At 41.6% G+C, this 25,418-nt stretch carries 30 protein-coding genes; 29 read left to right on the plus strand and 1 reads right to left on the minus strand.

The window, feature by feature from the left end:
- The 10 genes from moaC (at position 1) to K1I43_RS05880 (ending at position 10,130) form a co-directional block, all read left to right on the plus strand.
- Entirely contained in the window at positions 1 to 489 is a 489-nt protein-coding gene (gene moaC / locus K1I43_RS05835) for a cyclic pyranopterin monophosphate synthase MoaC (protein ID WP_006318158.1), read from the plus strand.
- Positions 489 to 1,502 carry a ThiF family adenylyltransferase gene (locus K1I43_RS05840; RefSeq protein ID WP_220382625.1) on the plus strand — a complete coding sequence of 338 codons (1,014 nt, stop codon included), beginning with the start codon at positions 489 to 491 and terminating at the stop codon, positions 1,500 to 1,502. The genes moaC and K1I43_RS05840 overlap by 1 nt, the downstream gene beginning before the upstream one ends.
- 17 nt (positions 1,503 to 1,519) lie before the next feature.
- Positions 1,520 to 2,209: a Crp/Fnr family transcriptional regulator gene (locus K1I43_RS05845; RefSeq protein ID WP_006318160.1), complete on the plus strand. Its 690-nt coding sequence runs from the start codon at positions 1,520 to 1,522 to the stop codon at positions 2,207 to 2,209.
- Positions 2,210 to 2,317: 108 nt separating this feature from the next.
- The gene (locus tag K1I43_RS05850) at positions 2,318 to 2,845 is read left to right on the plus strand and encodes a hemerythrin domain-containing protein (RefSeq protein WP_019418489.1); all 528 of its coding nucleotides are present in this window, start codon (positions 2,318 to 2,320) and stop codon (positions 2,843 to 2,845) included.
- A gap of 144 nt (positions 2,846 to 2,989) precedes the next feature.
- On the plus strand, positions 2,990 to 6,673 hold the full coding sequence (locus K1I43_RS05855) for a nitrate reductase subunit alpha (RefSeq protein WP_019418490.1): 3,684 nt from the start codon (positions 2,990 to 2,992) through the stop codon (positions 6,671 to 6,673).
- On the plus strand, positions 6,663 to 8,138 hold the full coding sequence (narH, locus tag K1I43_RS05860; RefSeq protein ID WP_019418491.1) for a nitrate reductase subunit beta: 1,476 nt from the start codon (positions 6,663 to 6,665) through the stop codon (positions 8,136 to 8,138). The genes K1I43_RS05855 and narH overlap by 11 nt, the downstream gene beginning before the upstream one ends.
- A 15-nt stretch (positions 8,139 to 8,153) precedes the next feature.
- Positions 8,154 to 8,705 carry a nitrate reductase molybdenum cofactor assembly chaperone gene (gene narJ / locus K1I43_RS05865; RefSeq protein ID WP_006318164.1) on the plus strand — a complete coding sequence of 184 codons (552 nt, stop codon included), beginning with the start codon at positions 8,154 to 8,156 and terminating at the stop codon, positions 8,703 to 8,705.
- On the plus strand, positions 8,706 to 9,389 hold the full coding sequence (narI, locus tag K1I43_RS05870) for a respiratory nitrate reductase subunit gamma (protein WP_006318166.1): 684 nt from the start codon (positions 8,706 to 8,708) through the stop codon (positions 9,387 to 9,389).
- 109 nt (positions 9,390 to 9,498) lie between these two features.
- On the plus strand, positions 9,499 to 9,738 hold the full coding sequence (locus K1I43_RS05875) for a YqkC family protein (protein WP_009373834.1): 240 nt from the start codon (positions 9,499 to 9,501) through the stop codon (positions 9,736 to 9,738).
- A 191-nt stretch (positions 9,739 to 9,929) separates the two neighbouring features.
- A complete protein-coding gene (locus tag K1I43_RS05880) occupies positions 9,930 to 10,130 on the plus strand; it encodes a DUF3886 domain-containing protein (protein ID WP_009373831.1) in 201 nt (66 codons plus the stop codon).
- Positions 10,131 to 10,150: 20 nt separating this feature from the next.
- On the opposite strand, the gene K1I43_RS05885 is transcribed toward K1I43_RS05880, so the two are convergent.
- Complete coding sequence (locus tag K1I43_RS05885) at positions 10,151 to 11,065, minus strand: aldo/keto reductase (RefSeq protein ID WP_019418493.1); 915 nt, start codon at positions 11,063 to 11,065, stop codon at positions 10,151 to 10,153.
- Between the two features lie 97 nt (positions 11,066 to 11,162).
- On the opposite strand from K1I43_RS05885, the gene K1I43_RS05890 reads away from it, so the two are divergent.
- The 19 genes from K1I43_RS05890 (at position 11,163) to K1I43_RS05980 (ending at position 25,417) form a co-directional block, all read left to right on the plus strand.
- Entirely contained in the window at positions 11,163 to 11,702 is a 540-nt protein-coding gene (locus K1I43_RS05890) for an NUDIX hydrolase (protein ID WP_019418494.1), read from the plus strand.
- Between the two features lie 83 nt (positions 11,703 to 11,785).
- A complete protein-coding gene (gene spoIIM, locus K1I43_RS05895; RefSeq protein WP_009373822.1) occupies positions 11,786 to 12,430 on the plus strand; it encodes a stage II sporulation protein M in 645 nt (214 codons plus the stop codon).
- A 104-nt stretch (positions 12,431 to 12,534) separates the two neighbouring features.
- A complete protein-coding gene (gene fur / locus K1I43_RS05900; protein WP_009373818.1) occupies positions 12,535 to 12,987 on the plus strand; it encodes a ferric iron uptake transcriptional regulator in 453 nt (150 codons plus the stop codon).
- A gap of 95 nt (positions 12,988 to 13,082) precedes the next feature.
- Entirely contained in the window at positions 13,083 to 13,295 is a 213-nt protein-coding gene (locus tag K1I43_RS05905) for a YqzK family protein (RefSeq protein ID WP_009373816.1), read from the plus strand.
- 7 nt (positions 13,296 to 13,302) lie between these two features.
- The gene (gene xerD, locus K1I43_RS05910; protein ID WP_009373815.1) at positions 13,303 to 14,199 is read left to right on the plus strand and encodes a site-specific tyrosine recombinase XerD; all 897 of its coding nucleotides are present in this window, start codon (positions 13,303 to 13,305) and stop codon (positions 14,197 to 14,199) included.
- A gap of 156 nt (positions 14,200 to 14,355) precedes the next feature.
- Positions 14,356 to 15,537 carry a phosphopentomutase gene (gene deoB / locus K1I43_RS05915; protein ID WP_019418496.1) on the plus strand — a complete coding sequence of 394 codons (1,182 nt, stop codon included), beginning with the start codon at positions 14,356 to 14,358 and terminating at the stop codon, positions 15,535 to 15,537.
- Positions 15,538 to 15,550: 13 nt separating this feature from the next.
- Positions 15,551 to 16,375, plus strand: coding sequence for a purine-nucleoside phosphorylase (locus K1I43_RS05920; RefSeq protein WP_009373811.1), 825 nt, complete (start codon positions 15,551 to 15,553; stop codon positions 16,373 to 16,375).
- 18 nt (positions 16,376 to 16,393) lie between these two features.
- Positions 16,394 to 17,695: a pyrimidine-nucleoside phosphorylase gene (locus K1I43_RS05925; RefSeq protein ID WP_019418497.1), complete on the plus strand. Its 1,302-nt coding sequence runs from the start codon at positions 16,394 to 16,396 to the stop codon at positions 17,693 to 17,695.
- Positions 17,696 to 17,783: 88 nt separating this feature from the next.
- Entirely contained in the window at positions 17,784 to 18,941 is a 1,158-nt protein-coding gene (locus tag K1I43_RS05930; protein ID WP_026011835.1) for a D-alanyl-D-alanine carboxypeptidase family protein, read from the plus strand.
- Positions 18,942 to 19,041: 100 nt separating this feature from the next.
- Positions 19,042 to 19,392, plus strand: coding sequence for an anti-sigma F factor antagonist (gene spoIIAA, locus K1I43_RS05935; protein WP_021095893.1), 351 nt, complete (start codon positions 19,042 to 19,044; stop codon positions 19,390 to 19,392).
- Entirely contained in the window at positions 19,393 to 19,833 is a 441-nt protein-coding gene (spoIIAB, locus tag K1I43_RS05940; RefSeq protein WP_004889709.1) for an anti-sigma F factor, read from the plus strand. It abuts the gene before it with no gap.
- Between the two features lie 13 nt (positions 19,834 to 19,846).
- Entirely contained in the window at positions 19,847 to 20,584 is a 738-nt protein-coding gene (sigF, locus tag K1I43_RS05945; protein WP_035066892.1) for an RNA polymerase sporulation sigma factor SigF, read from the plus strand.
- 79 nt (positions 20,585 to 20,663) lie between these two features.
- Positions 20,664 to 21,284, plus strand: coding sequence for a stage V sporulation protein AA (locus K1I43_RS05950; protein ID WP_009373802.1), 621 nt, complete (start codon positions 20,664 to 20,666; stop codon positions 21,282 to 21,284).
- Positions 21,274 to 21,693, plus strand: a complete 420-nt coding sequence (locus tag K1I43_RS05955; RefSeq protein ID WP_019418501.1) for a stage V sporulation protein AB — start codon at positions 21,274 to 21,276, stop codon at positions 21,691 to 21,693. The genes K1I43_RS05950 and K1I43_RS05955 overlap by 11 nt, the downstream gene beginning before the upstream one ends.
- Positions 21,694 to 21,703: 10 nt before the next feature.
- Positions 21,704 to 22,048, plus strand: coding sequence for a SpoVA/SpoVAEb family sporulation membrane protein (locus tag K1I43_RS05960; RefSeq protein WP_009373800.1), 345 nt, complete (start codon positions 21,704 to 21,706; stop codon positions 22,046 to 22,048).
- Between the two features lie 13 nt (positions 22,049 to 22,061).
- The gene (gene spoVAD / locus K1I43_RS05965; RefSeq protein ID WP_019418502.1) at positions 22,062 to 23,069 is read left to right on the plus strand and encodes a stage V sporulation protein AD; all 1,008 of its coding nucleotides are present in this window, start codon (positions 22,062 to 22,064) and stop codon (positions 23,067 to 23,069) included.
- A 2-nt stretch (positions 23,070 to 23,071) separates the two neighbouring features.
- On the plus strand, positions 23,072 to 23,392 hold the full coding sequence (locus tag K1I43_RS05970) for a SpoVA/SpoVAEb family sporulation membrane protein (protein ID WP_019418503.1): 321 nt from the start codon (positions 23,072 to 23,074) through the stop codon (positions 23,390 to 23,392).
- On the plus strand, positions 23,389 to 23,991 hold the full coding sequence (gene spoVAEA, locus K1I43_RS05975; RefSeq protein ID WP_019418504.1) for a stage V sporulation protein SpoVABEA: 603 nt from the start codon (positions 23,389 to 23,391) through the stop codon (positions 23,989 to 23,991). The genes K1I43_RS05970 and spoVAEA overlap by 4 nt, the downstream gene beginning before the upstream one ends.
- Positions 23,948 to 25,417 carry a spore germination protein gene (locus tag K1I43_RS05980; RefSeq protein WP_009373794.1) on the plus strand — a complete coding sequence of 490 codons (1,470 nt, stop codon included), beginning with the start codon at positions 23,948 to 23,950 and terminating at the stop codon, positions 25,415 to 25,417. The genes spoVAEA and K1I43_RS05980 overlap by 44 nt, the downstream gene beginning before the upstream one ends.
- Position 25,418 lies beyond the last annotated feature (1 nt).

Consider the following 25,418-nt stretch of genomic DNA (forward strand, 5'->3'; position numbering starts at 1 on the left):
ATGGGAACATTTACACATTTTAATGAACAAGGTCGGGCGAAAATGGTTGATATTTCCGAAAAAGGAGAAACGGTGCGAACTGCCTGTGCGATGTCTCGCGTGATCGTGTCAAAAGAGGTGTACGAAAAAATTGTGCGCTCGGAAGTGAAAAAAGGAGACGTATTAGCCGTCGCTCAAGTGGCTGGCATTATGGCGGCAAAACGTACAGCTGATCTTATTCCGATGTGTCATCCTATTTCGTTAACGGGAGTTGATATTTCGTTTACATGGCAAGTGAAAGAAACAAATTATGAGTTGCAAATTGAAGCGTTTGTCAAAACAAAAGGAAGTACTGGGGTGGAAATGGAGGCGTTAACAGCTGCTTCGATTTGTGCTTTAACCATTTATGATATGTGTAAAGCAATCGATAAAGGAATTGTGATTGGCTCGACATATTTAGTAGAAAAAACGGGTGGGAAAAGTGGAAATTTTAAAAGACAAGAGGGATGATGATGGAGCGGTACTCGCGACAAATGTTATTTTCTCCAATTGGTGAAAAGGGACAACGAGTCATTCAACAAAAGCACGTTTTGATCGTTGGAGCAGGAGCACTCGGTTCAGCAAATGCAGATATGTTAGCGCGTGCAGGAGTCGGTCGATTAACAATTGTTGATCGCGATTATGTTGATTGGACAAATTTACAGCGCCAACAGTTATATAGTGAAGAAAATGCTGACAACAGATGGCCAAAAGCGGTTGCTGCAAAGCGTCGTCTAGCTTCAGTAAACCATGACGTTCATGTTGAGGCACTCGTCATGGACGCCCAAGACGAATCGTTCGCTTCTCTTTTTGAACAACAAATTGATCTCATCATTGACGGAACAGATAATTTCGAAACGCGTTTTCTACTAAATGATTTGGCACAAAAGTATCGGATTCCTTGGATATACGGGGCTTGCGTCGGAAGCTATGGTCTTTCGTTTACGATTATACCAGAACAAACGCCATGTTTCCGCTGCGTTATGAATCATTTGCCTTCTTATCATTTGACATGCGATAACGTCGGTATTATTTCTCCTGCCGTGCAAATGGTTGCGGCGTATCAAACAACGGAAGCGTTAAAAATATTAGTGGGAGATGTCAGAGCGATCCGACGTTCACTCGTTATTTTTGACGTTTGGCAAAACGAGCATCGCTTTTTACAAGTTCATAAATTAAAAAATGAGCATTGTCCATCATGTGGAACTGATCGAATATATCCTGCTTTGCGAAGTGAGAGAGCAAAAACATCTGTTCTATGCGGCAGAGATACGGTACAAATTCGTCATACACACCCATTTCACATCACAAACATGATGGAACAAATGAAAGCAAATGGACAACAAGTACATGGCAACGAATATTTATTAATGACTCAATTAGAAGGGCATCGTGTCGTTTTATTTGCTGATGGTCGCATGCTTGTACATGGTACAAAAGATGCTACATTTGCTCGTTCGTTATATCAAAAATACTTTTCTTAAAAAGGAGGCATTAAGGGATGTCTCAGTTTATTAGCAAAAAAAATTTTGAACAACTAAAGAAGTTAGCATATAAAACGATAAAAGTGAAAAAAGGGATGTTTTTATTTCAAGAAGGACAAATTGGCGAAAACTTTTTTGTCGTCTTATCTGGTAAGTTTCAAATTAGTAAATTTTCCGGTGATGGAAAAGAGTTATGTTTACGGCTATGTGGTCCGAATGCTGTCATTGGCGAGTTGATGATTTTTTCAGATAACGGCAGATATCTGTTCAACGGACGGGCGTTAGAAGATAGCGAAGTGCTTGCGATTAAAAACGAAGATATTGAAAAAGAGTTGCTTGCCAATTCGGAGTTTGCTGTTGAGTTTTTGAAAATGATGACCGATCATTTCCGTAAGCAACATACGAAATTTCGCGATCTCGTTCTATATGGAAAAAAGGGCGCATTATATTCTACACTTATTCGGATGGCAAACAGCTATGGCGTTCAGACAAAAGACGGCATTTTATTAGACGTTCCTGTTACCCATCAAGATTTAGCTAATTTTAGCTCTACATCGCGTGAAAGTGTGAATCGCGAATTAAATACATTAAAAAGCAAAGGCATCATCTCCTTCAAAGGGAGAAAAATTATTATTCATAGCTTAGACTATTTAAAAAAACAAATTAACTGTGAAGGGTGTCCATCGTCATATTGCAACATCGAATAGTCAATAAACGTTCATTTTTTAAGCTAGGAGTGTGACGTGCATCACACGAAAAGTTGCTTTCCTCCTATACAATAAATGTGTGAGCACATAAAGAAAAGAGGGATGATGATGGAGTTTTCACCTTGCAGTCTCGTTGGACATGAATCTGTGTCATTATGTCCACCATTGCAACGATTAAAAGAAGAACACGGTCCATTAAATGAAGAAAAGTATGCTCTTTTTGTTGCAGCGAAAAGCATTTACGATGGGGAAGAGCAAGATGTTGTTCAAGCGTTCATTCGTTTGCGCGAGAAAGTACAACAATTTTTGCAACATTTAGAACCTCACTCTCGTCGAGAAGAAGATGTATTATTTCCGATGATGGAACGCTATATCGGAAAACAGTTCGGTCCGATTGCAGTTATGGAATACGAACATCAAGAAGCAAAACAAAATATTGCAACATTTTTACAAAAGACAGAGACCATTCGTTCAGAAGAAGCGAAACAATTAGCTTCATATGTCATGAACGCATATATGATTTTAACTGATCACTTTGCCAAGGAAGAGCAAGTACTTTTCCCGATGGCCGAAAAGTTATTATCTGCTGAGGAAAAAGAAGAATTAGCAAAAAGAATAGATGAGATTAAAGGCTAATCCGTTAAGGGTTAGTCTTTTTTTATATAATATTTCGACATATTTGTGACAATTAAAAAACATGTGAGGTACCTCACATTTATTTGTTGCATCCCGTTTTATAGTGAAGATAGAAGGGTTTCATCATGAAGAGGAGTGAGAGATGTGAAAAAGAAATCACCATTGTTCAAGCGTTTGAACTACGTGAAGCCGATTGAACGTCATGCGGATGCACATAGTGAAGTCACATATCAAGATCGTGATTGGGAGCAAATATATCGCAGAAGATGGCAACATGACAAAGTTGTACGTTCAACACATGGTGTCAACTGTACAGGCTCATGTAGTTGGAATATTTATGTGAAGGACGGCATCGTTACATGGGAAGGACAAAAGCTTGACTACCCAACAACCGGACCTGATATGCCAGACTTTGAGCCTAGAGGTTGTCCAAGGGGAGCGAGTTTTTCGTGGTACATTTATAGTCCGCTTCGTGTCAAATACCCATATGTTCGTGGGGTGTTGTTAAATATGTGGCGCGAAGCGTTGCAACAACATAAAAATCCGCTTGATGCTTGGAAAAGCATCGTCGAGAACCGAGACAAAGCGAAACGTTATAAGCAAGCGCGTGGAAAAGGTGGATTTGTGCGCGCAGAGTGGGATGAAGTATTAAAGCTTGTTGCGACGTCTTTACTTTATACAGTAATTAAGTACGGTCCAGACCGAAATGTCGGATTTTCTCCTATTCCGGCCATGTCGATGGTAAGCCATGCAGCAGGTGCTCGCTTTATGTCGCTTATGGGAGGTCCTATCTTAAGTTTTTATGATTGGTATGCAGATTTACCTCCAGCTTCGCCGCAAATTTGGGGAGATCAAACGGACGTGCCAGAAAGTAGCGACTGGTACAATGCCGGTTACATTATGACATGGGGATCAAACGTGCCGATGACGCGTACGCCAGACGCTCACTTTTTAGCGGAAGTGCGATATAAAGGAACGAAAGTCGTTTCGATTAGTCCAGATTTTGCTGAATCGACGAAGCTAGCAGATGAATGGTTAAGCGTGAAACAAGGGACAGATGGCGCTTTAGCGATGGCGATGGGACACGTCATTTTAAAAGAGTTTTATGTTGATCAACAAATAGAATATTTTATGAATTACGCAAAACAATACACCGATTTTCCGTTTTTAATTACGCTCAAAAAGAAAGAAAACGGCGAATTGATTGCGGATCGTTTCTTGCATGCATCTGATATCGGACGAAATACGACAAACGGGGAATGGAAGCCAGCGCTTTGGAATGATCGAACAAACGATTTTGCCATTCCGAACGGAACGATTGGATCACGTTGGGAAAATAAAGGGAAATGGAATTTAAAAATGGTAGACGAAGAAACAGAAGAAGCGATCGAGCCACGTTTGACGATGTTAGGAATAGAAGACGAAATCGCAACGGTACAAATTCCATACTTTTCACATGATGGAAACAAAATTTTAAAACGCGCGATACCTGTAAAACGTGTGCATATTGGGCACGAGGAATTGTACGTTTCGACTGTATACGATTTAGTTCTTGCGAACTATGGAGTGGACCGTGGTATTGGCGGGGAAGTGGCGAAAACGTACGATGATCTCGTACCGTTTACACCAGCATGGCAAGAAAGCATAACAGGCGTAAAACGTGACCTTGTTATTCAAATTGCGCGTGAGTTTGCGCAAAATGCGGTAGATACAAAAGGGCGTTCAATGATTATCGTCGGTGCAGGAATTAACCATTGGTTTAACTCCGATACAATTTATCGAGCCGTTTTAAATCTCGTTTTATTCGTTGGCGCACAAGGAGTAAACGGTGGAGGCTGGGCGCATTATGTTGGTCAAGAAAAATTGCGTCCGGTAGAAGGGTGGCAAACGATTGCGATGGCGCGTGACTGGCAAGCACCACCGAAATTGCAAAACGGAACATCATTTTACTATTTTGCGACAGACCAATGGCGTTATGAGGACACACCAGTTGGACAGCTCGTATCTCCGCTTGCCAAAGAAGCACGTTATCAACATTATGCTGATTACAATGTTCTTGCGGCTCGTTTAGGTTGGTTGCCTTCTTATCCAACTTTCGAAAAAAACGGAATCGATCTTTACAACGAAGCGGTCGCATCAGGGGCAAAAACAGTCGAAGATATTGGGGCATATGTAGCGAAGCAGTTAAAAGAGAAAACATTACGTTTTGCGATTGAAGATCCAGACAACGAGAAAAACGTCCCTCGCAATTTAATCGTTTGGCGTGCTAACTTAATTTCAAGTTCAGGAAAAGGACATGAATACTTTTTGAAACATTTGCTCGGAACGTCGCACGGATTAATGAACGATGACAAAGATAGTCTTCGTCCGCAAGAAATAACGTGGCGTGAGGAAGCACCTGAAGGAAAATTAGATTTGCTTATTAACCTCGATTTCCGAATGGCTGGAACGGCGTTATATTCTGATGTTGTATTACCTGCAGCAACATGGTATGAGAAGCATGATTTAAGCAGTACAGATATGCATCCGTTTATTCATCCATTTAATCCTGCGATTGCCGTACCATGGGAAGCACGTTCAGATTGGGAAATTTTTAAATCGCTTGCAAAGGCCGTATCACAAGTAGCGGAAGAAGTAGGCATGATGCCAGTTAAAGAAGTTGTGGCGACACCGATCCTTCACGATACACCACAAGAATTAGCACAACCGTTTGGAAAAATTAAAGATTGGAGTAAAGGGGAATGTGAGCCGATTCCAGGAAAAACGATGCCGCAAATTCACGTTGTTGAGCGGGACTACACAAAAATATTTGAAAAAATGACAGCGCTCGGTCCAAATGTTGTCAAAGCACCTTTTGGTGTAAAAGGTATGACATGGTCGGTAGAAGAAGAATATGAAAAATTAAAACATGTGTTAGGAACAGTTCGAGGCGCCACTGTTGCGAACGGTTGCCCAGATATAAGCGATGCAAAAAAAGTAGCTGAAGCCATTTTAACGCTTTCATCAACAACAAATGGTCATGTGGCGGTAAAAGCATGGGAATCTCTTGAGAAAAAGACGAATTTACAATTAAAAGATTTAGCGGAAGAGCGAGAAGAAGAATGTTTTACATTTGAACAAATTACGGCGCAACCGAAAACAGTCATTACATCGCCTGCATTTAGCGGTTCGGAAAAAGGTGGACGTCGCTATTCGCCATTTACGACAAACGTGGAACGACTTATTCCTTGGCGGACGTTAACAGGACGTCAATCATTTTATATTGATCATGAGTTAATGCAAGAGTTTGGTGAAACGATGGCAACGTTTAAGCCTATTTTGCAACATAAACCGTTCCAAAAAAATCGTCCAGATGTCGAAGGAAAAGAGATTACGCTCAATTATTTAACGCCGCATAATAAATGGTCTGTTCATAGTATGTATTTTGATTCGCAACCGATGTTGACGCTATTCCGCGGCGGTCCAACTATTTGGTTAAGTAAAGAAGACGCGGAAGAAGCAGACATTCAAGATAACGACTGGATTGAATGTTTCAACCGAAACGGTGTCGTTGTTGCGCGTGCAGTCGTTTCTCATCGCCTTCCGAGAGGAATTGCATTTATGCATCATGCTCAAGATCGGCATATTAACGTACCGGGATCAAAATTAACGAACAATCGCGGCGGTACGCATAATAGTCCGACACGCATTCATGTCAAACCGACGCATATGATCGGAGGATACGCGCAATTAAGCTATGGATTTAACTATTACGGTCCGACTGGAAACCAACGCGACTTGAACGTCATTATTCGCAAGTTGAAGGAGGTTGATTGGCTTGAAGATTAAAGCACAAATTGGCATGGTAATGAACTTAGATAAATGTATTGGCTGCCATACGTGCAGCGTCACATGCAAAAACACCTGGACGAATCGTCCAGGTGCCGAATATATGTATTTTAACAACGTAGAAACGAAACCTGGCATCGGTTATCCTAAAAAATGGGAAGATCAAGAGAAATATAAAGGCGGTTGGGAGTTGAAAAATGGGGAGCTACAGCTAAAGGCGGGCTCAAAAGCAAATCGATTACTCAATTTATTTTACAATCCGAACTTACCAACGATCGACGATTATTATGAACCGTGGAATTACGATTATGAAACGTTAACAAATAGCCCTGAGAAGAAACATCAGCCTGTCGCACGTCCAAAATCTTCATTGACTGGAGAGTTTATGGAGTTAAAATGGGGGCCGAACTGGGAAGATGACTTAGCTGGTGCGCATGTCACAGCATTAGAAGATCCAAACGTAGTGAAAATGGAGCAGTCGATTCAAGCGGAATTTGAACAAGTATTTATGATGTATTTACCGCGCATTTGCGAGCATTGTGTTAATCCTCCATGCGTATCAAGCTGTCCATCTGGAGCGATGTATAAACGAGAGGAGGACGGCATCGTACTCGTAGATCAAAATGCTTGCCGTGCTTGGCGATATTGCGTATCAAGCTGTCCATATAAAAAAGTGTATTTCAACTGGCAAACAAGCAAAGCGGAAAAATGTACATTATGTTTCCCACGATTAGAAGCTGGATTGCCAACAATTTGTTCTGAAACGTGCGTAGGACGTGTGCGTTATCTTGGCGTAATGTTGTATGACGCAGATCGCGTAAAAGAAGCAGCGAGCGTAACAGACGAAAAAGAATTGTATGAAGCGCAGCTATCTATTTTCTTAAATCCACATGATCCGGAAGTCATTGCGAAAGCGAAAGAAGAAGGAATTCCACAAGCGTGGATTGAGGCGGCACAAAAATCACCAATTTATAAAATGATCGTTGATTGGAAAATCGCATTACCGTTACATCCGGAATATCGGACATTGCCAATGGTATGGTATATTCCGCCATTAAGCCCAATTACAAATATGATTGAAGGAAAAGGAAGCAGGGCAAGTGAATACGACATTTTTCCAGCCATTGATGAGATGCGCATTCCAATTGAGTATTTAGCTCATTTATTAACGGCTGGTGATCAATCACATATTCGTACAGTGCTGAAAAAAATGGCAGCGATGCGTTTATATATGCGTGCGCTACAAACAAATAAACAACCGAATGAACAAATGATTCAGTCGTTAGGGCTAAACGGAGAAGATATTGAAGAAATGTACCGTCTATTAGCGATTGCTAAATACAACGACCGTTTCGTCATTCCAGCATCGCATCGCGAACAAGTAGCTGAATTATATGCGGAACAAGGAACGTGCGGATTATCGTTTATGGGTGGACCAGGTTCATGCGGTATCATTTCGTCATAAAGGGAGAGGATTTAAATGGATTATGCTCATGTACAAACGGTGTTTGAAATCGTTTCGTATTTGTTATCATACCCAGATCGACAATGGCGTGACCAACTTGATGATTGTGCGATGTTTAGTCAACAAATTCCGCATCGCCCTATTGTGCAAAACATACAAAAATTTATTGATTATGTAAAACAAACGGATGAAACGTCATGGATTGAAACATATGTGTATACGTTTGATTTTGGCAAAAAAACAAATTTATACGTCACATATATGAGCACAGGCGAACAAAGAGAACGTGGAATCGAACTGTTACAATTGAAGCAGCTGTACAAATCAGCAGGTTTTGACATAACAGAGCGAGAGTTGCCAGATTACTTGCCACTTATGCTTGAATTTGCGTCGCAAGCCGAACGTGTGTATGTTCAGCCGCTTATGCAAAAATATTTCAATCATATGTCTCACATTCGTGAACAGTTAATTGCGGCGGAAAGTTATTACGCCATTTTATTCGATGTGTTGCTTATGGCGCTTGAGGAAATTGGCGTGCGTAAACTTGCGGAAGGGAGCGTGTCGTAATTGCTCGAACAATTTCTTTGGGGATACTTCCCTTACATCGTTTTAACTATTTTCATTGGTGGGCACATTTATCGTTATCAACACGATCAGTTCGGATGGACGACAAAATCGAGCGAATTTCTTGAAAAAAAATCGTTGCGGCTCGGAAGCATTTTATTTCATTGGGGGATCATCTTTGTTTTTATCGGTCATGTCATGGGGATTCTTATTCCAAAATCGTTTTATGATGCGATCGGCATCTCTGAACATACGTATCATACGCTAGCCATCGCGTTCGGTCTTCCGGCAGGGATCGTTTCTATTGTTGGTTTAGTTATTTTCATCCAACGTCGTTTAACCGTTAAACGCATTCGCTTAACAAGTAGTAAAGCAGATTGGCTCGTTTTAATTTTATTAGCGATTGTCATGTTGACTGGTTTTGCTTCTACATCGTTGAACGTGAACGCAAACGGCTTTGATTATCGCACAACGATCAGCCCTTGGTTTCGCACCGTTTTAACATTTCGTGCTGATCCAACGTATATGGAAAGCGTACCGATTTGGTTTAAAATTCATATCGTCTCCGCTTTATGTATTTTCGTTGTTTGGCCATTTACGCGATTAGTTCATGTATTTAGTATGCCGTTTCGTTATTTAAGCCGAAGTTACGTTGTTTATCGTCGTCGAATGCCGAAACAACAATGAAAGAAGCGATAATGAAAAGAGGTCTCTTTTGCGAGAGCTCTTTTCTTATTTTCCGATATTGAGTTAAAATAAGGATGTATACGTAATTGACATAGAAAGAGTGATTGTTGTGAATGATCAAGTGAATCGTCTTCGAAAAATCGTAAAAGAAAAAACATGGGTGTCGTTTTTGTACAATAACCATCCGTATAGTTTACTTCATTGGTCCGTTGCAGGATTTTCAAACGACGAGCGCGATGTCTGGCTGCTGCAAGATGAGATGACATTTGAAACACAATCGTTCGTGCAGTTAGATGAAGCGCTTGCTTGGATTGAACAACATATGCCGCATATTACAGATATTTTATAAGGGGCCGAATGCCCCCTTCTTATTGCGGAGAATTTTGCCGTTTTGTCGGATGAATCGCTTTTTCTAATTCTTCCTTTGCAATCACAGGACGAACCGTATCGGCTGTCGGCTTTCCTTTTTGGCTTTTATTTTTTGCCATAAAAGTTCACTCCTTTATGTTTTAGTCATGATTAGTTTGGAGAAAGAGAGGGATGTTTATGCTAAAAGATCGATTAAATGAGCAACTGATCGAACAGCTTAAGCAAAAACAAAAGCAACTGCAAGAGGAAGAACAAAAACGAAAAGAAGAAGAGGAAGCAAAGCGGAAGGAAGAAGCTCGTAAGCGAGAAAAAAATAAAACGTTTGCCGAATGGTTAGAAGAAAGTGACTTAGATTGGCGAAAATTTAAATAACCGAGGGCGAACACCCTTGGTTACCGATGATCAGTAAAAATCGTTTGTTTTGTCAGTTGTTTTAAGATAGCTATTTGTTCATCGCTCAATGTTACTGATTGAGCAGCGACGTTTTCGATTAGTTGCGATAATCGGCTTGCGCCTGGAACGACTGTAGCTACTGCTTCATTTGCTAAACAAAAACGAAGGGCAATCGCCGTAAGCGTTTCATTCGGAGCAACCGCTTTTAATTTTGGAATGAGCGTCACTAACTCGGCAAACGAATAATCGACATAGCCGTTTTGTTTCGTATTTTCGCTTGCTCGTTCAATCGGACGTTCAGTTAATAATCCTTTCGCTAGCGGTCCGCGAGCAATGACGCTCACGTTATGTTGCTTCAAAAGCGGAAACCATTCTTCAGCGCGGCGATCAAGCAAACTATACGGCATCATGACAGAAACGATGCGCGATCGCTTCACATATTCGCGAATGACGTTTGGACGCATAGAGGAAATGCCGTAATAACGAATGATGCCCTCTTGTTGCAATTCCTCAAACGCCTCAATTGTTTCATCGATCGGATCATCAATTGTTCCGCCATGTAGTTGATATACATCAATATAATCGGTTTGTAATCGTCGTAAGCTATGTTTCACCGCTTCTTTTATGTATGCTTTTGACGGATCCCACGTCCAGCCGTTTCCTTGTTCCGTCCACCGATTTCCTACTTTTGTCGCAACGATGACATCGTGTCGTTTTCCTTTTAATGCCTTACCGACAATTTCTTCATTTAACCCACGATCATATAAATCGGCTGTATCGAAGTAGTTTACGCCTTGATCGATCGCTTCATGAATGATGCGAATCGCATCGCTTTCCGACGTACCGAGCGACATGCAGCCAAAGCCAATTTCACTTACATATAAATGTGAATGTCCAAGTTTCCGTTTTTTCATGTTCCCACTCCTTTTTAAACATTATAACGAATAAGTTTTCCATTTGTCTTTGTTCATGTAGTACAATGGAAATGAAAAATGACATGGTGGTGAAACGATGGATCATTTATATGAAAAAACGATAAATCAAAAGCGCATTTTTTCTGGAAAAGTGATTGACGTATATGTGGAAGATGTGTTGTTGCCAAACGGGGAAACGAGCAAGCGTGAAATTGTTAAACACCCTGGAGCGGTTGCGGTGCTTGCGATAACAGAAGAAAATAAAATGGTGCTCGTTCGTCAATATCGAAAAGCGTTAGAGCGAGTGCTTGTTGAAATTCCAGCCGGAAAGCTTGAGAAAGGGGAGGCACCGATTGAAACAGCGAAGCGTGAGCTAGAAGAAGAAACAGGATATGTATGCGAAAAAATGGAGCCGCTTCACTCTTTTTATACATCGCCGGGGTTTGCAGATGAATTAGTACATATATTTCTTGCTAAAGGGTTAACGAAAAAAAGCGAAAAGCAAATGCTTGATGATGACGAGTTTGTCGATGTGCTTGAAGTGACGTTAGAAGAAGCACTAAACATGGTCGAAGAAAAACAAATTTATGACGCAAAAACGATTTATGCTCTTTTATATTGGCAATTGCAGGTGTAAAGCGGTCATCTCGACCGCTTTTTGTCATATCACGCTCCTTTTCCCATACAATGTAGTAACAGAACGTGTAGGGGGATGGAGCGATGAGAAAGCGATCATGGACGACAACATGGGGGCAGCATGTACAAGAACATTATACGACATATGTATTTACCGTCGTTCTTTTTGTGATGGGTGTTGTTTTTGGCGCTATTGTTGTCAACAGTTTAAGTTTCAGTCAAAAACAAGATTTATATTATTATTTAACGAATTTTTTTGGACAAGTGTCTGCGGGACATATTGCAAGTGCGCATGACGTATGGAAAGAAAGTTTTTTACAAAATTTAAAATATATTGGGCTGATGTGGATTTTAGCAATGTCGCTTGTAGGGTTACCACTTATTTTAATTTTATTATTTTTAAAAGGGCTTGTTGTTGGTTTTACCGTTGGATTTTTAGTCAATCAAATGGGATGGAACGGATTTTTGTTAGCTTTCGTCTCTGTCGTCCCGCAAAATATTATTCTCGTTCCTATTTTTATTATGATGGCCGCTGTATCGATTTCGTTTTCTTTAAAAATGATTCGACATCAATTTGTGAAACGAACGTCCGAACCAATTTTTCGAGCGATGCTTCGTTATACGTTTGTCATGTTATCGTTTAGCATCGCATTAGTGTTTGCATCTTCACTTGAAGCATACGTATCCCCGTTGCTCATGAAAGAAGTTGTGGAATTAATAGAAAAATAATTATTATTTAATAATCATTTTATTTATCAGTTTATAATCATTTTATTTTGACACGTTCCTTTCTTTTGTTATAATGAGAATGAGTAACGAGGGAGGGAATGAAAATGGAAAGTCGCCTTGAAAGAATTAAAAAACAATTGCATGCCGCAAGCTATAAATTAACGCCGCAACGGGAAGCGACGGTACGTGTGTTGCTTGAACATGAAGAAGATCATTTAAGCGCGGAAGATGTTTACCTCCTCGTGAAAGAAAAAGCACCGGAAATAGGGTTAGCGACAGTATATCGCACGTTGGAGCTATTAACAGAATTGAAAATTGTCGATAAAATTAACTTCGGGGATGGCGTTTCCCGCTACGATCTTCGTAAGGAAGGTGCGGCGCATTTTCATCACCATTTAGTGTGTATTGAATGTGGGGCGGTCGATGAAATTCAAGAAGATTTATTAGAAGATGTCGAAGCGATTGTAGAACGGGATTGGAATTTTAAAATTAAAGATCACCGTTTAACATTTCACGGCATTTGTTATCGTTGTCAAGAGAAGCATGAAGAACAGTAAACCTTTTCGTCTATGAAAAGGTTTTTTCATTTATGTATAAAACGCGATGAAACGGGCATATCCTCTTACTATATGACAGTTGACGGAGGTATGCGATGAGAAGAATGGTGGACGTGCTAAAAGTGTTTCTTTTATTTACGGGATGTACGATTTTATTTTATTATAGTATTGTATGGATGAGCGAGGAATATAACTATTACCGTCGTTACGACGAGCCGATGGGATCAGCTGTGAAAGTATCAACGACTGAACGGCAAGAAACGAATTGGCTCGATCGACTGTTGTTTTTTTATCAAAACGGGGAGTAGGATGCGTGTGGAAGATCAAGTAAAAGATTTTATTCACTATTTAATTGTTGAGCGAAATTTAGCTCATAATACGATCGTATCATATGAACGTGACTTAAAAAAATATGTTCAATATTTACAAAAAGTTGAGCAACGATGTCGTTGGAATGACGTCACCCGTTTTCATATTATGCAATTTTTAAAGTTTTTAAAAGAAAAAGGAAGCTCGCCAAAAACGATTGCGCGCCATCTGGCGTCTGTTCGGTCATTTCATCAATTTTTATTACGTGAAAAAGTAGTCGACCAAGATCCGACGGTTCATATTGAAACACCGCAACTGCCGAGAAAATTGCCAAACGTGTTGTCGATGGCGGAAGTTGAAGCGTTATTGGAAGCACCGAAACAAAACACGCCGTTTAGCATTCGGGATAAGGCGATGCTCGAGTTGTTGTATGCGACAGGCATTCGCGTGAGTGAGCTTATTCAATTAAACATATCCGATGTTCATTTAACGATGGGGTTTATTCGTTGTTACGGAAAAGGGCGGAAAGAGCGAATCGTTCCGATCGGAAAAATGGCGACAGAAGCATTAAAACGGTACATGGAACAAGGTCGTCCAGAGTTGCTGCAACGAAAAAAAGGAACGACAGATGCATTGTTTTTAAACCATCACGGCGAGCGACTAACAAGGCAAGGGTGTTGGAAAATTTTAAAACGGCTCGCCCAAGAAGCAAACATTCAAAAAACGTTAACGCCACATACGTTGCGCCACTCATTTGCAACGCATTTATTAGAAAATGGCGCCGATTTACGCGCCGTGCAAGAAATGCTTGGACATGCAGATATTTCGACAACGCAAATTTATACGCACGTCACGAAAACGCGCTTAAAAGACGTGTACAAGCAGTTTCATCCGAGAGCATAACTGTGACGATGATTTGTCACAGTTTTTTTATTGCAATTCATTATGAAAACGTTTTATAATTTAGTTGTCAGACTTCTGACAAATATGAACGATGCGTGATTTTGTTTCATAGTGGGTATGCTATGAAGCGAATGAAGCGATTGGGGAGGTAAAACGGTGAAGCCTACATATAAACGTGTATTTTTAATTGTGATGGACTCAGTTGGAATTGGTGAAGCGCCAGATGCCGAAAAATATAACGACAAAGGTGCGGATACGCTTGGGCATATTGCCGAACATCGCGGTGGCTTACATATGCCGAACATGGCGAAGTTAGGCTTAAGCAATATTCGTGAAATTCAAGGGATTCCGAAAGCAGAAAAGCCGCTTGCTTATTTTACGAAAATGCAAGAAGCATCGGCTGGAAAAGATACAATGACAGGACATTGGGAGTTAATGGGTCTTCGCATTGATACGCCGTTTCGAGTGTTTCCTGACGGATTTCCAAAAGAGTTGATTGATGAATTAGAAAAACGAACAGGAAGAAAAGTGATCGGTAATAAACCAGCAAGTGGCACAGCGATTATTGATGAGCTTGGCCCTGAACATATGGAAACAGGTGCGCTTGTTGTATATACGTCAGCCGATTCAGTGTTGCAAATTGCAGCGCATGAAGAAATCATTCCGTTAGAAGAATTGTATCGTATTTGTAAAATTGCGCGTGAATTGACGCTTGATGAAAAATATATGGTCGGTCGTGTCATTGCTCGTCCATTCATTGGAAAGCCAGGAAGTTTCCAACGGACAGCGAATCGTCACGATTATGCGTTAAAACCGTTTGGTCGTACAGTCATGAATGAATTACAAGATGCAGGATACGATGTGATCGCCATCGGTAAAATTGCTGACATTTACGATAACGAAGGTGTGACACAAACGTTGCGCACAAAATCAAACATGGACGGAATGGACAAATTAGTCGATACGTTACAAATGGACTTTACAGGACTCAGCTTTGTGAACCTTGTTGATTTTGATGCATTATACGGTCATCGTCGCGATCCAAAAGGATACGGTGATGCGTTAGAAGAGTTTGATGCCCGTTTACCAGAAGTGTTTGAACGTTTAAAAGAAGACGATTTATTAATTATTACGGCGGACCACGGAAATGATCCGGTTCATCACGGAACCGACCATACGCGCGAATATGTGCCTCTTCTCGTTTATAGTCCGAGCATGAACGGAGGAAAACAGCTTCCGTTGCGTGAAACGTTTGCAGACGTTGGAGCAACAATTGCGGAAAACTTCCGTGTAAATATGCCGAAATACGGAACGAGCTTTTTACATGAGTTGAAATAAGGAGCGTGACAAAATGAATCGAGCAGCAATTGAACAAGCCGCGCAATTTTTAAAAGAAAAGTTTCCAACTTCACCGCAAATCGGCTTAATTCTTGGTTCTGGTTTAGGTGTGTTGGCAGATGAAATTGAACAAGCGATTAAAATTCCGTACAGTGATATTCCAAATTTCCCTGTATCGACAGTCGAAGGACATGCCGGTCAACTTGTATACGGCCAGTTAGAAGGTGCGACTGTCATCGTGATGCAAGGGCGATTCCATTATTATGAAGGATACAGTTTTGAAAAGGTAACATTCCCTGTACGCGTGATGAAAGCGCTTGGTGTTGAACAATTAATTGTGACAAATGCGGCAGGCGGTGTAAATGAATCGTTTGAACCAGGCGATTTAATGATTATTTCAGATCATATTAATAACATGGGTGGCAATCCGCTGATCGGTCCGAATGATTCTGCACTTGGTGTGCGCTTCCCAGACATGTCGGAAGCATATAGTAAACGACTTCGTCAACTCGCTAAAGACGTGGCGAATGAAATTGGATTGCGTGTACGTGAAGGGGTATATGTCGCCAATACAGGTCCAGCATATGAAACACCAGCAGAAATTCGTATGATTCGTGTCATGGGCGGTGATGCAGTCGGTATGTCTACGGTACCTGAAGTGATCGTCGCTCGCCATGGAGGAATGGAAGTGTTAGGTATTTCATGCATTTCCAATATGGCTGCAGGCATTTTAGATCAGCCGCTGACACATGATGAAGTGATCGAAACGACAGAAAAAGTAAAAGCTGACTTTTTACGATTTGTAAAAGCGATCGTGCGCAACATGGCGAAAAAATAAACGAGAAGGTGAATGACGATGAGAATGGTCGATTTAATTGAGAAAAAACGTGACGGCCACGCATTAACGAAAGAAGAAATTCATTTTATCATTGAAGGTTATACAAAAGGTGACATTCCTGACTATCAAATGAGCGCACTAGCGATGGTGATTTTCTTCCGCGGCATGAACGAAGAAGAAACAGCTGAATTAACGATGGCGATGGTACATTCAGGTGATACGATCGACCTTTCAAGAATTGAAGGAATTAAAGTTGACAAACACTCAACGGGCGGTGTGGGTGATACAACAACATTAGTGTTAGGTCCACTTGTTGCATCTGTCGGCGTTCCGGTTGCAAAAATGTCTGGTCGCGGCCTTGGTCACACAGGCGGAACAATTGATAAATTAGAATCTGTGCCAGGATTTCATGTTGAAATTAGCAACGACGAATTTATCGAACTTGTAAATAAAAATAAAATTGCCGTTGTCGGTCAGTCCGGCAACTTAACGCCAGCCGATAAAAAATTGTATGCGCTTCGCGATGTAACAGCAACGGTCAATAGCATTCCGTTAATCGCTTCATCGATTATGAGCAAAAAAATTGCAGCCGGTGCAGATGCGATCGTGTTAGACGTAAAAACAGGTGCGGGCGCGTTTATGAAAGATTTAAACGATGCGAAAGCATTAGCGAAAGCGATGGTCGATATTGGAAACCGTGTTGGACGTAAAACGATGGCGATTATTTCCGATATGAGCCAGCCGCTCGGTTATGCGATCGGAAACGCCCTCGAAGTAAAAGAAGCGATCGATACGTTAAAAGGGGAAGGTCCGGACGATTTACAAGAACTTTGTTTAGTACTTGGCAGCCATATGGTATATTTAGCTGAAAAAGCATCTTCGCTTGAAGAAGCGCGCCATATGTTAGAAAAAGCGATGAAAGACGGTTCAGCACTTGAAACGTTTAAAACGTTTTTAGCTGCACAAGGTGGCGATGCGTCCGTTGTCGATGATCCGAGCAAATTGCCTCAAGCGAAATATGTGATTGAACTTGAGGCGAAAGAAGACGGATACGTATCAGAAATCGTTGCCGATGCGGTTGGAACGGCAGCGATGTGGCTCGGTGCTGGGCGCGCAACGAAAGAATCGACGATTGATTTAGCGGTCGGTTTAGTGCTTCGTAAAAAAGTTGGCGATGCGGTGAAAAAAGGGGAATCGCTCGTTACGATTTACAGCAACCGTGAACAAATTGATGATGTGAAACAAAAACTATATGAAAACATTCGCATTTCTACGACACCTGTCCAAGCGCCAACATTAATTTACGATAAAATTTCGTAACCTGGAGGATTTGTTCCTTCAGGTTTTTTATGTATAAAAAAATAAAAAATGGAAAGGATGGCAAGTATAAAGAAATGGAGGGTTGGAGATGAAGCGATTTTTTTATGTGCTTGCCATCACGTTATTATTTTTCCCGATCGTATCTGTGCATGCGGAACAACCAAAAGTGGAGTTAGCGACAGAGGCGCGATCAGCCATTTTAATTGAACGAGACACAGGGGCTGTTTTGTATGAAAAAAATGCCCATGAGCCGCTTCCGCCAGCAAGCATGACGAAAATTATGACGATGCTTCTTATTATGGAAGCGATTGATCAAGGAAAGCTAAAGTTAGACGAACGGGTGCGAGCAAGTGAATACGCTGCATCGATGGGCGGATCGCAAATTTTTTTAGAACCCGGGGAAGAAATGACTGTTGACGATTTATTAAAAGGTGTCGCCATCGGATCGGGCAATGATGCTTCGGTTGCATTAGCAGAACGAATTGCAGGATCAGAAGAAGCGTTCGTCCATCTAATGAACGAAAAAGCAAGACAGCTTGGGCTCAAGCATACGGCGTTTGAAAATACGACAGGTTTGCCAGCAAAAAATCATTATAGTACCGCATATGATATGGCGGTGATGGCAAAAGAGCTATTAAAATACGATTTAATTACAAAATATACAGGCACATATGAAGACTACTTAAGAGAAAATACGAACAAAAAGTTTTGGCTTGTGAATACAAATCGGCTCGTAAAATTTTATCCAGGTGTCGACGGATTAAAAACAGGCTATACGAGCGAAGCGAAATATTGTTTAACTGCAACGGCGAAAAAAGGAAACATGCGCGTCATCGCTGTCGTGTTCGGAGCTCCGACGCCAAAGGCGAGAAACGCACAAATTACAAAAATGTTAGATTACGCGTTTAGCCATTACGAAACGAAACCGCTTTATAAAAAAGACGAAACGATTGCGATGCTTCCTGTCAGCAAAGGAAAGAAAAAGGCGGTTGCGGCTGTAACGTCTGAGCCGATTTCTGTTTTGTTAAAGAAAGGGGAAAAATCAGAAGCGGTAAAAACGACGTGGAAATTAAATGAAAAAGTGAAAGCGCCTGTGAAAAAAGGAGATGTGCTCGGTACGCTCATTGTGAAAAAAGATGGAGCGGTGATCGCGAAAAGTCCTTTAGTGGCGAAAGAGCAAGTGGAAGAAGCAAATATGTGGGAGTTGTTTAAACGAATGTTTAGTTCATTCTCGCGCACATCTTGACGAAACGAGACGAATGGCGACTAGTTTTGTCGGGAAGAAGGATTGACGCATAAACAAATCGAATTCTTCCTTAACCTAAACGGATAAGGAGGAAATGATCGTGAGTTTATCGATTCAATTAGAAGTGAAACAACATGTATTGCTCGTACGATTAGCTGGCGAGCTAGATCATCATACCGCAGAACAGTTGCGTGCAGAAATGACGGATGTATTAGAGCGAGAGCGAATAAAAGCGATCGTTTTAAACTTAAATGAGCTAACGTTTATGGATAGTTCAGGATTAGGTGTCATTTTAGGAAGATATAAGCAAATTCAACGCATGGGTGGAGAGATGGTCGTCTGCTCTGTTTCTCCGTCAATTAAGCGTTTGTTTGATATGTCAGGGCTGTTTAAAATTATTCGGTTAGAAGTCAATGAACAGTACGCATTACAAACGTTGGGGGTGGCGTAAATGAGAAATGAAATGCATCTTCAATTTTCCGCCCTCAGCCAAAATGAATCGTTTGCCCGTGTGACAGTTGCTGCGTTTGTTGCGCAACTCGATCCGACGCTCGATGAGCTCACGGAAATTAAAACAGTCGTATCTGAAGCTGTAACGAATGCGATTATTCACGGTTATGAAAATGATCCAAGCGGTGTCGTCTACATTTCCGTCATCATTGAAGGACATACAGTCCATTTAACGATTCGGGATCATGGAAAAGGGATCGAAAACGTGGAAGAAGCGCGACAGCCGTTATTTACGACAAAGCCAGAGCTCGAACGTTCCGGTATGGGATTTACAATTATGGAAAATTTTATGGATGAAGTAAACATTTATTCAAAAGTGAATGAAGGAACGACCGTGGAGTTGATTAAGCATTTAACGAAAAGCAAAGCGCTATGCAATTAAGGGAGACGTGCCTATGGATGTCGAGGTACAAGCTGTCAAAGACCATGAAATCAAAGAGTTGATTCGGAGGAGCCAGCAAGGTGATCAGCAGGCGCGCGATGAGATTATCGAAAAAAATATGCGGCTTGTCTGGTCGGTTGTGCAACGGTTTTTAAACCGAGGATATGAGCCAGAAGATTTGTTTCAAATCGGTTGTATCGGTTTAATGAAATCCGTCGATAAGTTTGATTTATCGTATGACGTCAAATTTTCAACGTATGCAGTACCGATGATTCTTGGAGAAATTCAACGCTTCATTCGCGATGACGGATCCGTGAAAGTGAGCCGTTCATTAAAAGAAATCGGGAATAAAATTCGCAAGGCAAAAGATGAATTATCGAAGCGAAACGGTCGCGTCCCAACGGTAAATGAAATTGCTCAATTTTTGGAAATTTCACCTGAGGACGTTGTACTGGCGCAAGAAGCGATTCGTTCGCCTGCATCTATTCATGAAACGGTGTACGAAAACGATGGCGACCCGATTACGTTGCTTGATCAAATTGCAGACGAACAAGATGTTTGGTTTGATAAAATTGCGTTGAAAAAAGCGATGGAAGAATTAGATGAACGCGAACGGTTAATCGTGTATTTGCGTTATTATAAAGATCAAACACAATCAGAAGTGGCAGCTAGATTAGGCATCTCTCAAGTGCAAGTGTCTCGTTTAGAAAAAAAAATATTGCAACAAATGAAAGCCCGAATGGATGAATAAGTCCGTTCGGGCTTTTTATGCATACGGAGGAAGGTCATATCTCATACTACAAATAAAATGATGGAAGCAAGGTGTGAGTATGAAAGAAACGATTTTTTTGAAAATGCGTCATCGTGTGCAAGTGCAGCCGAATGCAACGGTTCGAGTAGGAGATGTTGCGCAAGTCGTCGCAAAGAAACGAATGGACGATATTGTCCAAACCCCGATTTATACCGTGCAAAAAAAAGATCGAAACATTGTTATTATTGATGTCATGCATGTGATGAAAGCATTAATGGCCGTTGCGCCGCATGATGATATTCAGTCGCTCGGACCGTCACAAACGATCGTTGAAGTCGTTTATGAAAAAAAACGGTGGGGCTATTTATATGTTCCAATCGTTTGGCTTCTTTTATTTATCGGATCGGGGCTTGCGATTATGAATTTTCACGAAGATGTGAGCATGCAACAAGTACAACAACGGCTGTATCGGGTAATCACAGGAAAAGAAGTAGACAAACCGTTATGGTTTCAAATTCCGTATTCCCTTGGATTAGGTCTCGGGATGATTTTATTTTTCAATCATTTTTTTAAAAAGCGAATTAATGAAGAGCCGAGCCCACTTGAAGTCGAAATGTTTCAATACCAACAGTCGCTCGATCAATATGTCATTATGCATGAAAATAAAGAAGCGATGAGGCGAATGGACGATGATTCGTGAGCTGATTGTAGCATTTGTCGGATTGGCGGGAGGATTAGCTGTCGGTTCTGGTTTTGTGGCGTTTTTAACCGTTCTTGGTGTCATTCCGCGATTGACACAGCTTACAAAAACGATGAAATGGATTACGACGTATGAATGGGGCGTTGTACTCGGTGCGGTCGTAAGCAGTTGGGTGAGCTTGCGCGATCCCCTTTTTTCTTTTCCGCCTATGTTAGCAAGCGTCATCGGATTGCTTAGCGGTGTATTTGTCGGCATGCTTGCTGCGGCCTTAACGGAAGTATTAAACGTATTTCCGATTTTAGCGAAACGACTCGGCATTGATGAACAAATTGTCGTGTTATTAATGGCGATGGTATTTGGCAAAGTAGCAGGCTCTCTTTTTCATTGGATATATTTTGTTGATCGATAGGGGGAGACAGATGGGAAAAGCATTTTTGTTCGGAGGGGTTATTGCTGTCATTGGACAAGCGCTCATCGATATGTACAGCGTATGGTTTCATATGAATGAGCCAGAAGCCGTTCGGTGGATGAACGGGACGTTGATCGTATGTGCGGCGATATGGACACCTACTCGATTGTATCGCCAGTTCACACAGTTTGCAGGGGCGGGAATGATTGTGCCGATGATGAGTTTAGCAAACATATGGAGCGCAAGCGCGCTCGAATATCGCAATGAAGGAGCGGCAGAACATATGCTTTCTGTTGGCGGGAGCATCATTGTGACGTTAGTGGCGGCATCATATGTTGCGTCATTGTTTTTATAAAAGGGGGGGTTACATGAAAAAAGTAGGGGAACAAACCATTATATTCGATACTGACATTTATATCGAATCGGTCGGCACGGTTGTCGGTCCGAAAGAGCGTGAAGGTCCACTCGGTTCGTCATTTCATCGAGCTTATGACGATTTATATTGCGATGAACAAAGTTGGGAGCTCGCAGAACGGCGGTTGATGAAAGAAGCGATTACGATTTGTTTAACAAACGGAAACGTACAAACAAAAGACGTTGACTTATTTATTGCGGGGGATTTGCTCAATCAAACGGTCACTGCGAACTATGTTGCCAAAGAAATAGATGTCCCCTTTTTAGGAGTATTTAGCGCCTGTTCAACGATTACGGAAGCGATGCTCGTTGCCGCTACGTTTATTGACGGAACGTTTGCTCGCCGCGTGTTAGTGGCAACGAGCAGCCACTACGGAGCGGCAGAACGTCAATTTCGCTTTCCGACGACAATGGGTGTCCAGAAGGGAGAAAGTGCATCGTGGACCGTAACTGGCGGAGCGGCCGCATTATTAAGTGCGATACGTTCCCCCTTTCGCATTCGTGCAGCAACGATTGGAAGAGTAATCGATAGCGGTATAACGAATCCGCTCGACATGGGACGTGCGATGGCGCCGGCCGCATTTGCCACGATCAAGCAACATTTTGCAGACTGTGGACTTTCACCGACATCGTATGATGTGATCGTTACAGGAGATTTAGGAAAAGTCGGAAGCAGCGAACTTAAGGCATTATGTCATGAGGCGAACATGAACATAAGCGAGCGATATGACGATTGTGGCGTGCTCATTTACGATGCAGAACAGCAAGCGTTTGCGGGCGGGAGCGGGTGCGCGTGTTGTGCCGTTGTCACGTACAGTTATTTTCTTGAACAGATGAGGGAGAAAAAAATAAAAACGATGCTCGTTATTGCGACAGGAGCTTTGTTTAATAGTACGATGGTGAAACAACATCAAACGATTCCAGCGATCGCTCATGCGATTGCCATTGAAGCGGTGACGTAAAAATGGAAACGTACGTATATGCATTTGTCATCGGTGGTACATTGGCGCTAATCGGACAGTTGTTGCTAAGGAAGTGGTCGTTTATTCGCATGATGACGATATTTGTATTCATCGGTATAGCGCTCGAATCGGTCGGTGTATATCGTTTTATTCAGTCATTTGCGCATGCAGGAGTAGAAACGACACTTGTTCATCTTGGAGCTTCTTGTATACAAGCGGTAAAAACGGGGGACTTTACAAATGTCGTCTTTTTTCTTTCTTTTCCAATCTTCGTTGCATGGATGACCGCTATTGTTTGTAAACCGAGAGGAAGGATCGAATGAAAAGAAGGAAAGTGATTTTAGTGACAGATGGAGATGAGCATGTGCGGCGTGCGCTCGAATGGTTAGCAAAACAATTTGGTGCGCGTTGCATTAGCCAATCGCAAGGCAATCCATCGCGTCTAACAGGGAAACAGCTTGTTGAACTTATTTTGCAAACGCCGCATGATCCTGTTTTTGTCATGTTTGATGATAGCGGAATTATCGGCGAAGGGGCAGGTGAACAAGCGCTTCGTTACGTCGCGACGCATGAGCAAATCGATGTACTTGGAGCGATAGCGGTTGCGTCTGATACGAACAATCAAGAATGGACAAAAGTAAATATTTGCATTGATTATGATGGGAACTTCACATCATACGGTGTCGATAAAGAAGGAATTGCTGAGTGGGAATTCGGTCGAGTAAATGGAGATACGGTATATTGTTTAGATGAATTACCTATCCCAATTGTTGTTGGAATTGGCGATATCGGAAAAATGAGACGTCGTGATGATATTCGCAACGGTTGCCCGATTACGCGCAAAGCGATTGAATATATTCTCGAAAGGAGCAAACGCGATGAAAACAGAAAGTTACACACCGATTTCTCCGAAGTTGAATGAAAACGAACAGTTTTTCAAAGATGCGATCGGGGTCGGGACGAGCTTCGATTTAGGCGTCCGTAAATTGAACATTTTAAAAACAGATGTTCACTTATATTATTGTAACGGTCTTTGTGATACACAATATATTATTGAACTGCTTGAAATGCTTGTTCAAGTCAATGATCGCGAACGACAACCAGCGAAGTTGCCAGATATTATCGAAAACCGTCTCGTTCACCAACAAGTGAATCCAGTGAAAAGTTTAGATGAAGCGGTTGATTTTTTGTTAACCGGTTTAATTTTATTGTTTATTGACGGAGAAACGAAAGCGTTCGCTGTCGATGTGCGCAGCTATCCAGGGCGTTCACCCGAAGAACCAGATACCGAGAAAGTGGTGCGAGGGGCGCGAGATGGCTATGTTGAAAATATTGTCGTCAATACGGCGCTCACGCGTAGACGCATTCGAGATGAACGGCTTCGCTTTGAAATGATGCAAGTGGGCGAACGTTCAAAAACAGATATTTGTATTGCATATATTCAAGACGTAGCCGATCCCGGACTTGTCGAACTTATTAAAAAAGAATTAAACGAAATTCAAATTGATGGATTAACGATGGCGGATAAAACAATTGAAGAATTTTTAGTGAAACAAGGATACAATCCGTATCCGCTCGTTCGTTATACAGAGCGGCCAGACGTCGCTGCCACACATTTATTAGAAGGGCATGTGATCATTATGGTCGATACGTCGCCAAGCGTCATTATTACGCCAACAACGTATTTCCATCACGTTCAACATGCGGAAGAATATCGACAATCTCCAGCGGTAGGAACGTTCGTCCGATGGGTGCGATTTTTAGGCATTTTTGCCTCGCTTTTTTTACTCCCGCTTTGGTTTTTGTTTGTGCTTGACCCATCGTTACTACCGGAAAAATTGGCGTATATCGGGCCAAATGAAAAAACAAATATCCCTATTTTTGTCCAGCTGCTTATTGCTGATATTGGTATTGAGTTTTTACGGATGGCTGCCATCCATACTCCAACACCGTTGTCTACGGCAATGGGTTTAATTGCAGCTGCATTAATTGGACAAATTGCCATTGATGTTGGGCTGTTTGTACCAGAAGTGATTTTATATGTATCTGTCGCTGCGATCGGTTCTTTTGCAACACCGAGCTATGAATTAAGCATTGCCAATAAAATTTTTCGTCTTTTATTTTTAGTTGTCATTGCGTTGTTTGGTGTCCCTGGATTTATGATTGGCGTCACGATCTTTTTACTTTTCCTTGCCAACATTCGTTCATTAAATACCCCATATTTATGGCCGTTTATTCCATTTGATCCGGGGGCGTTTATGCAAATTATCGTGCGGCGGTCTGTAGCTGGTTCATCGATTCGCCCAAGCATCGTACATCCGCAAAATAAACAAAAACAACCGACATAAA

The organism is Anoxybacillus sp. ST70 (assembly GCF_019553625.1).
Taxonomy (GTDB): domain Bacteria; phylum Bacillota; class Bacilli; order Bacillales; family Anoxybacillaceae; genus Anoxybacillus; species Anoxybacillus gonensis.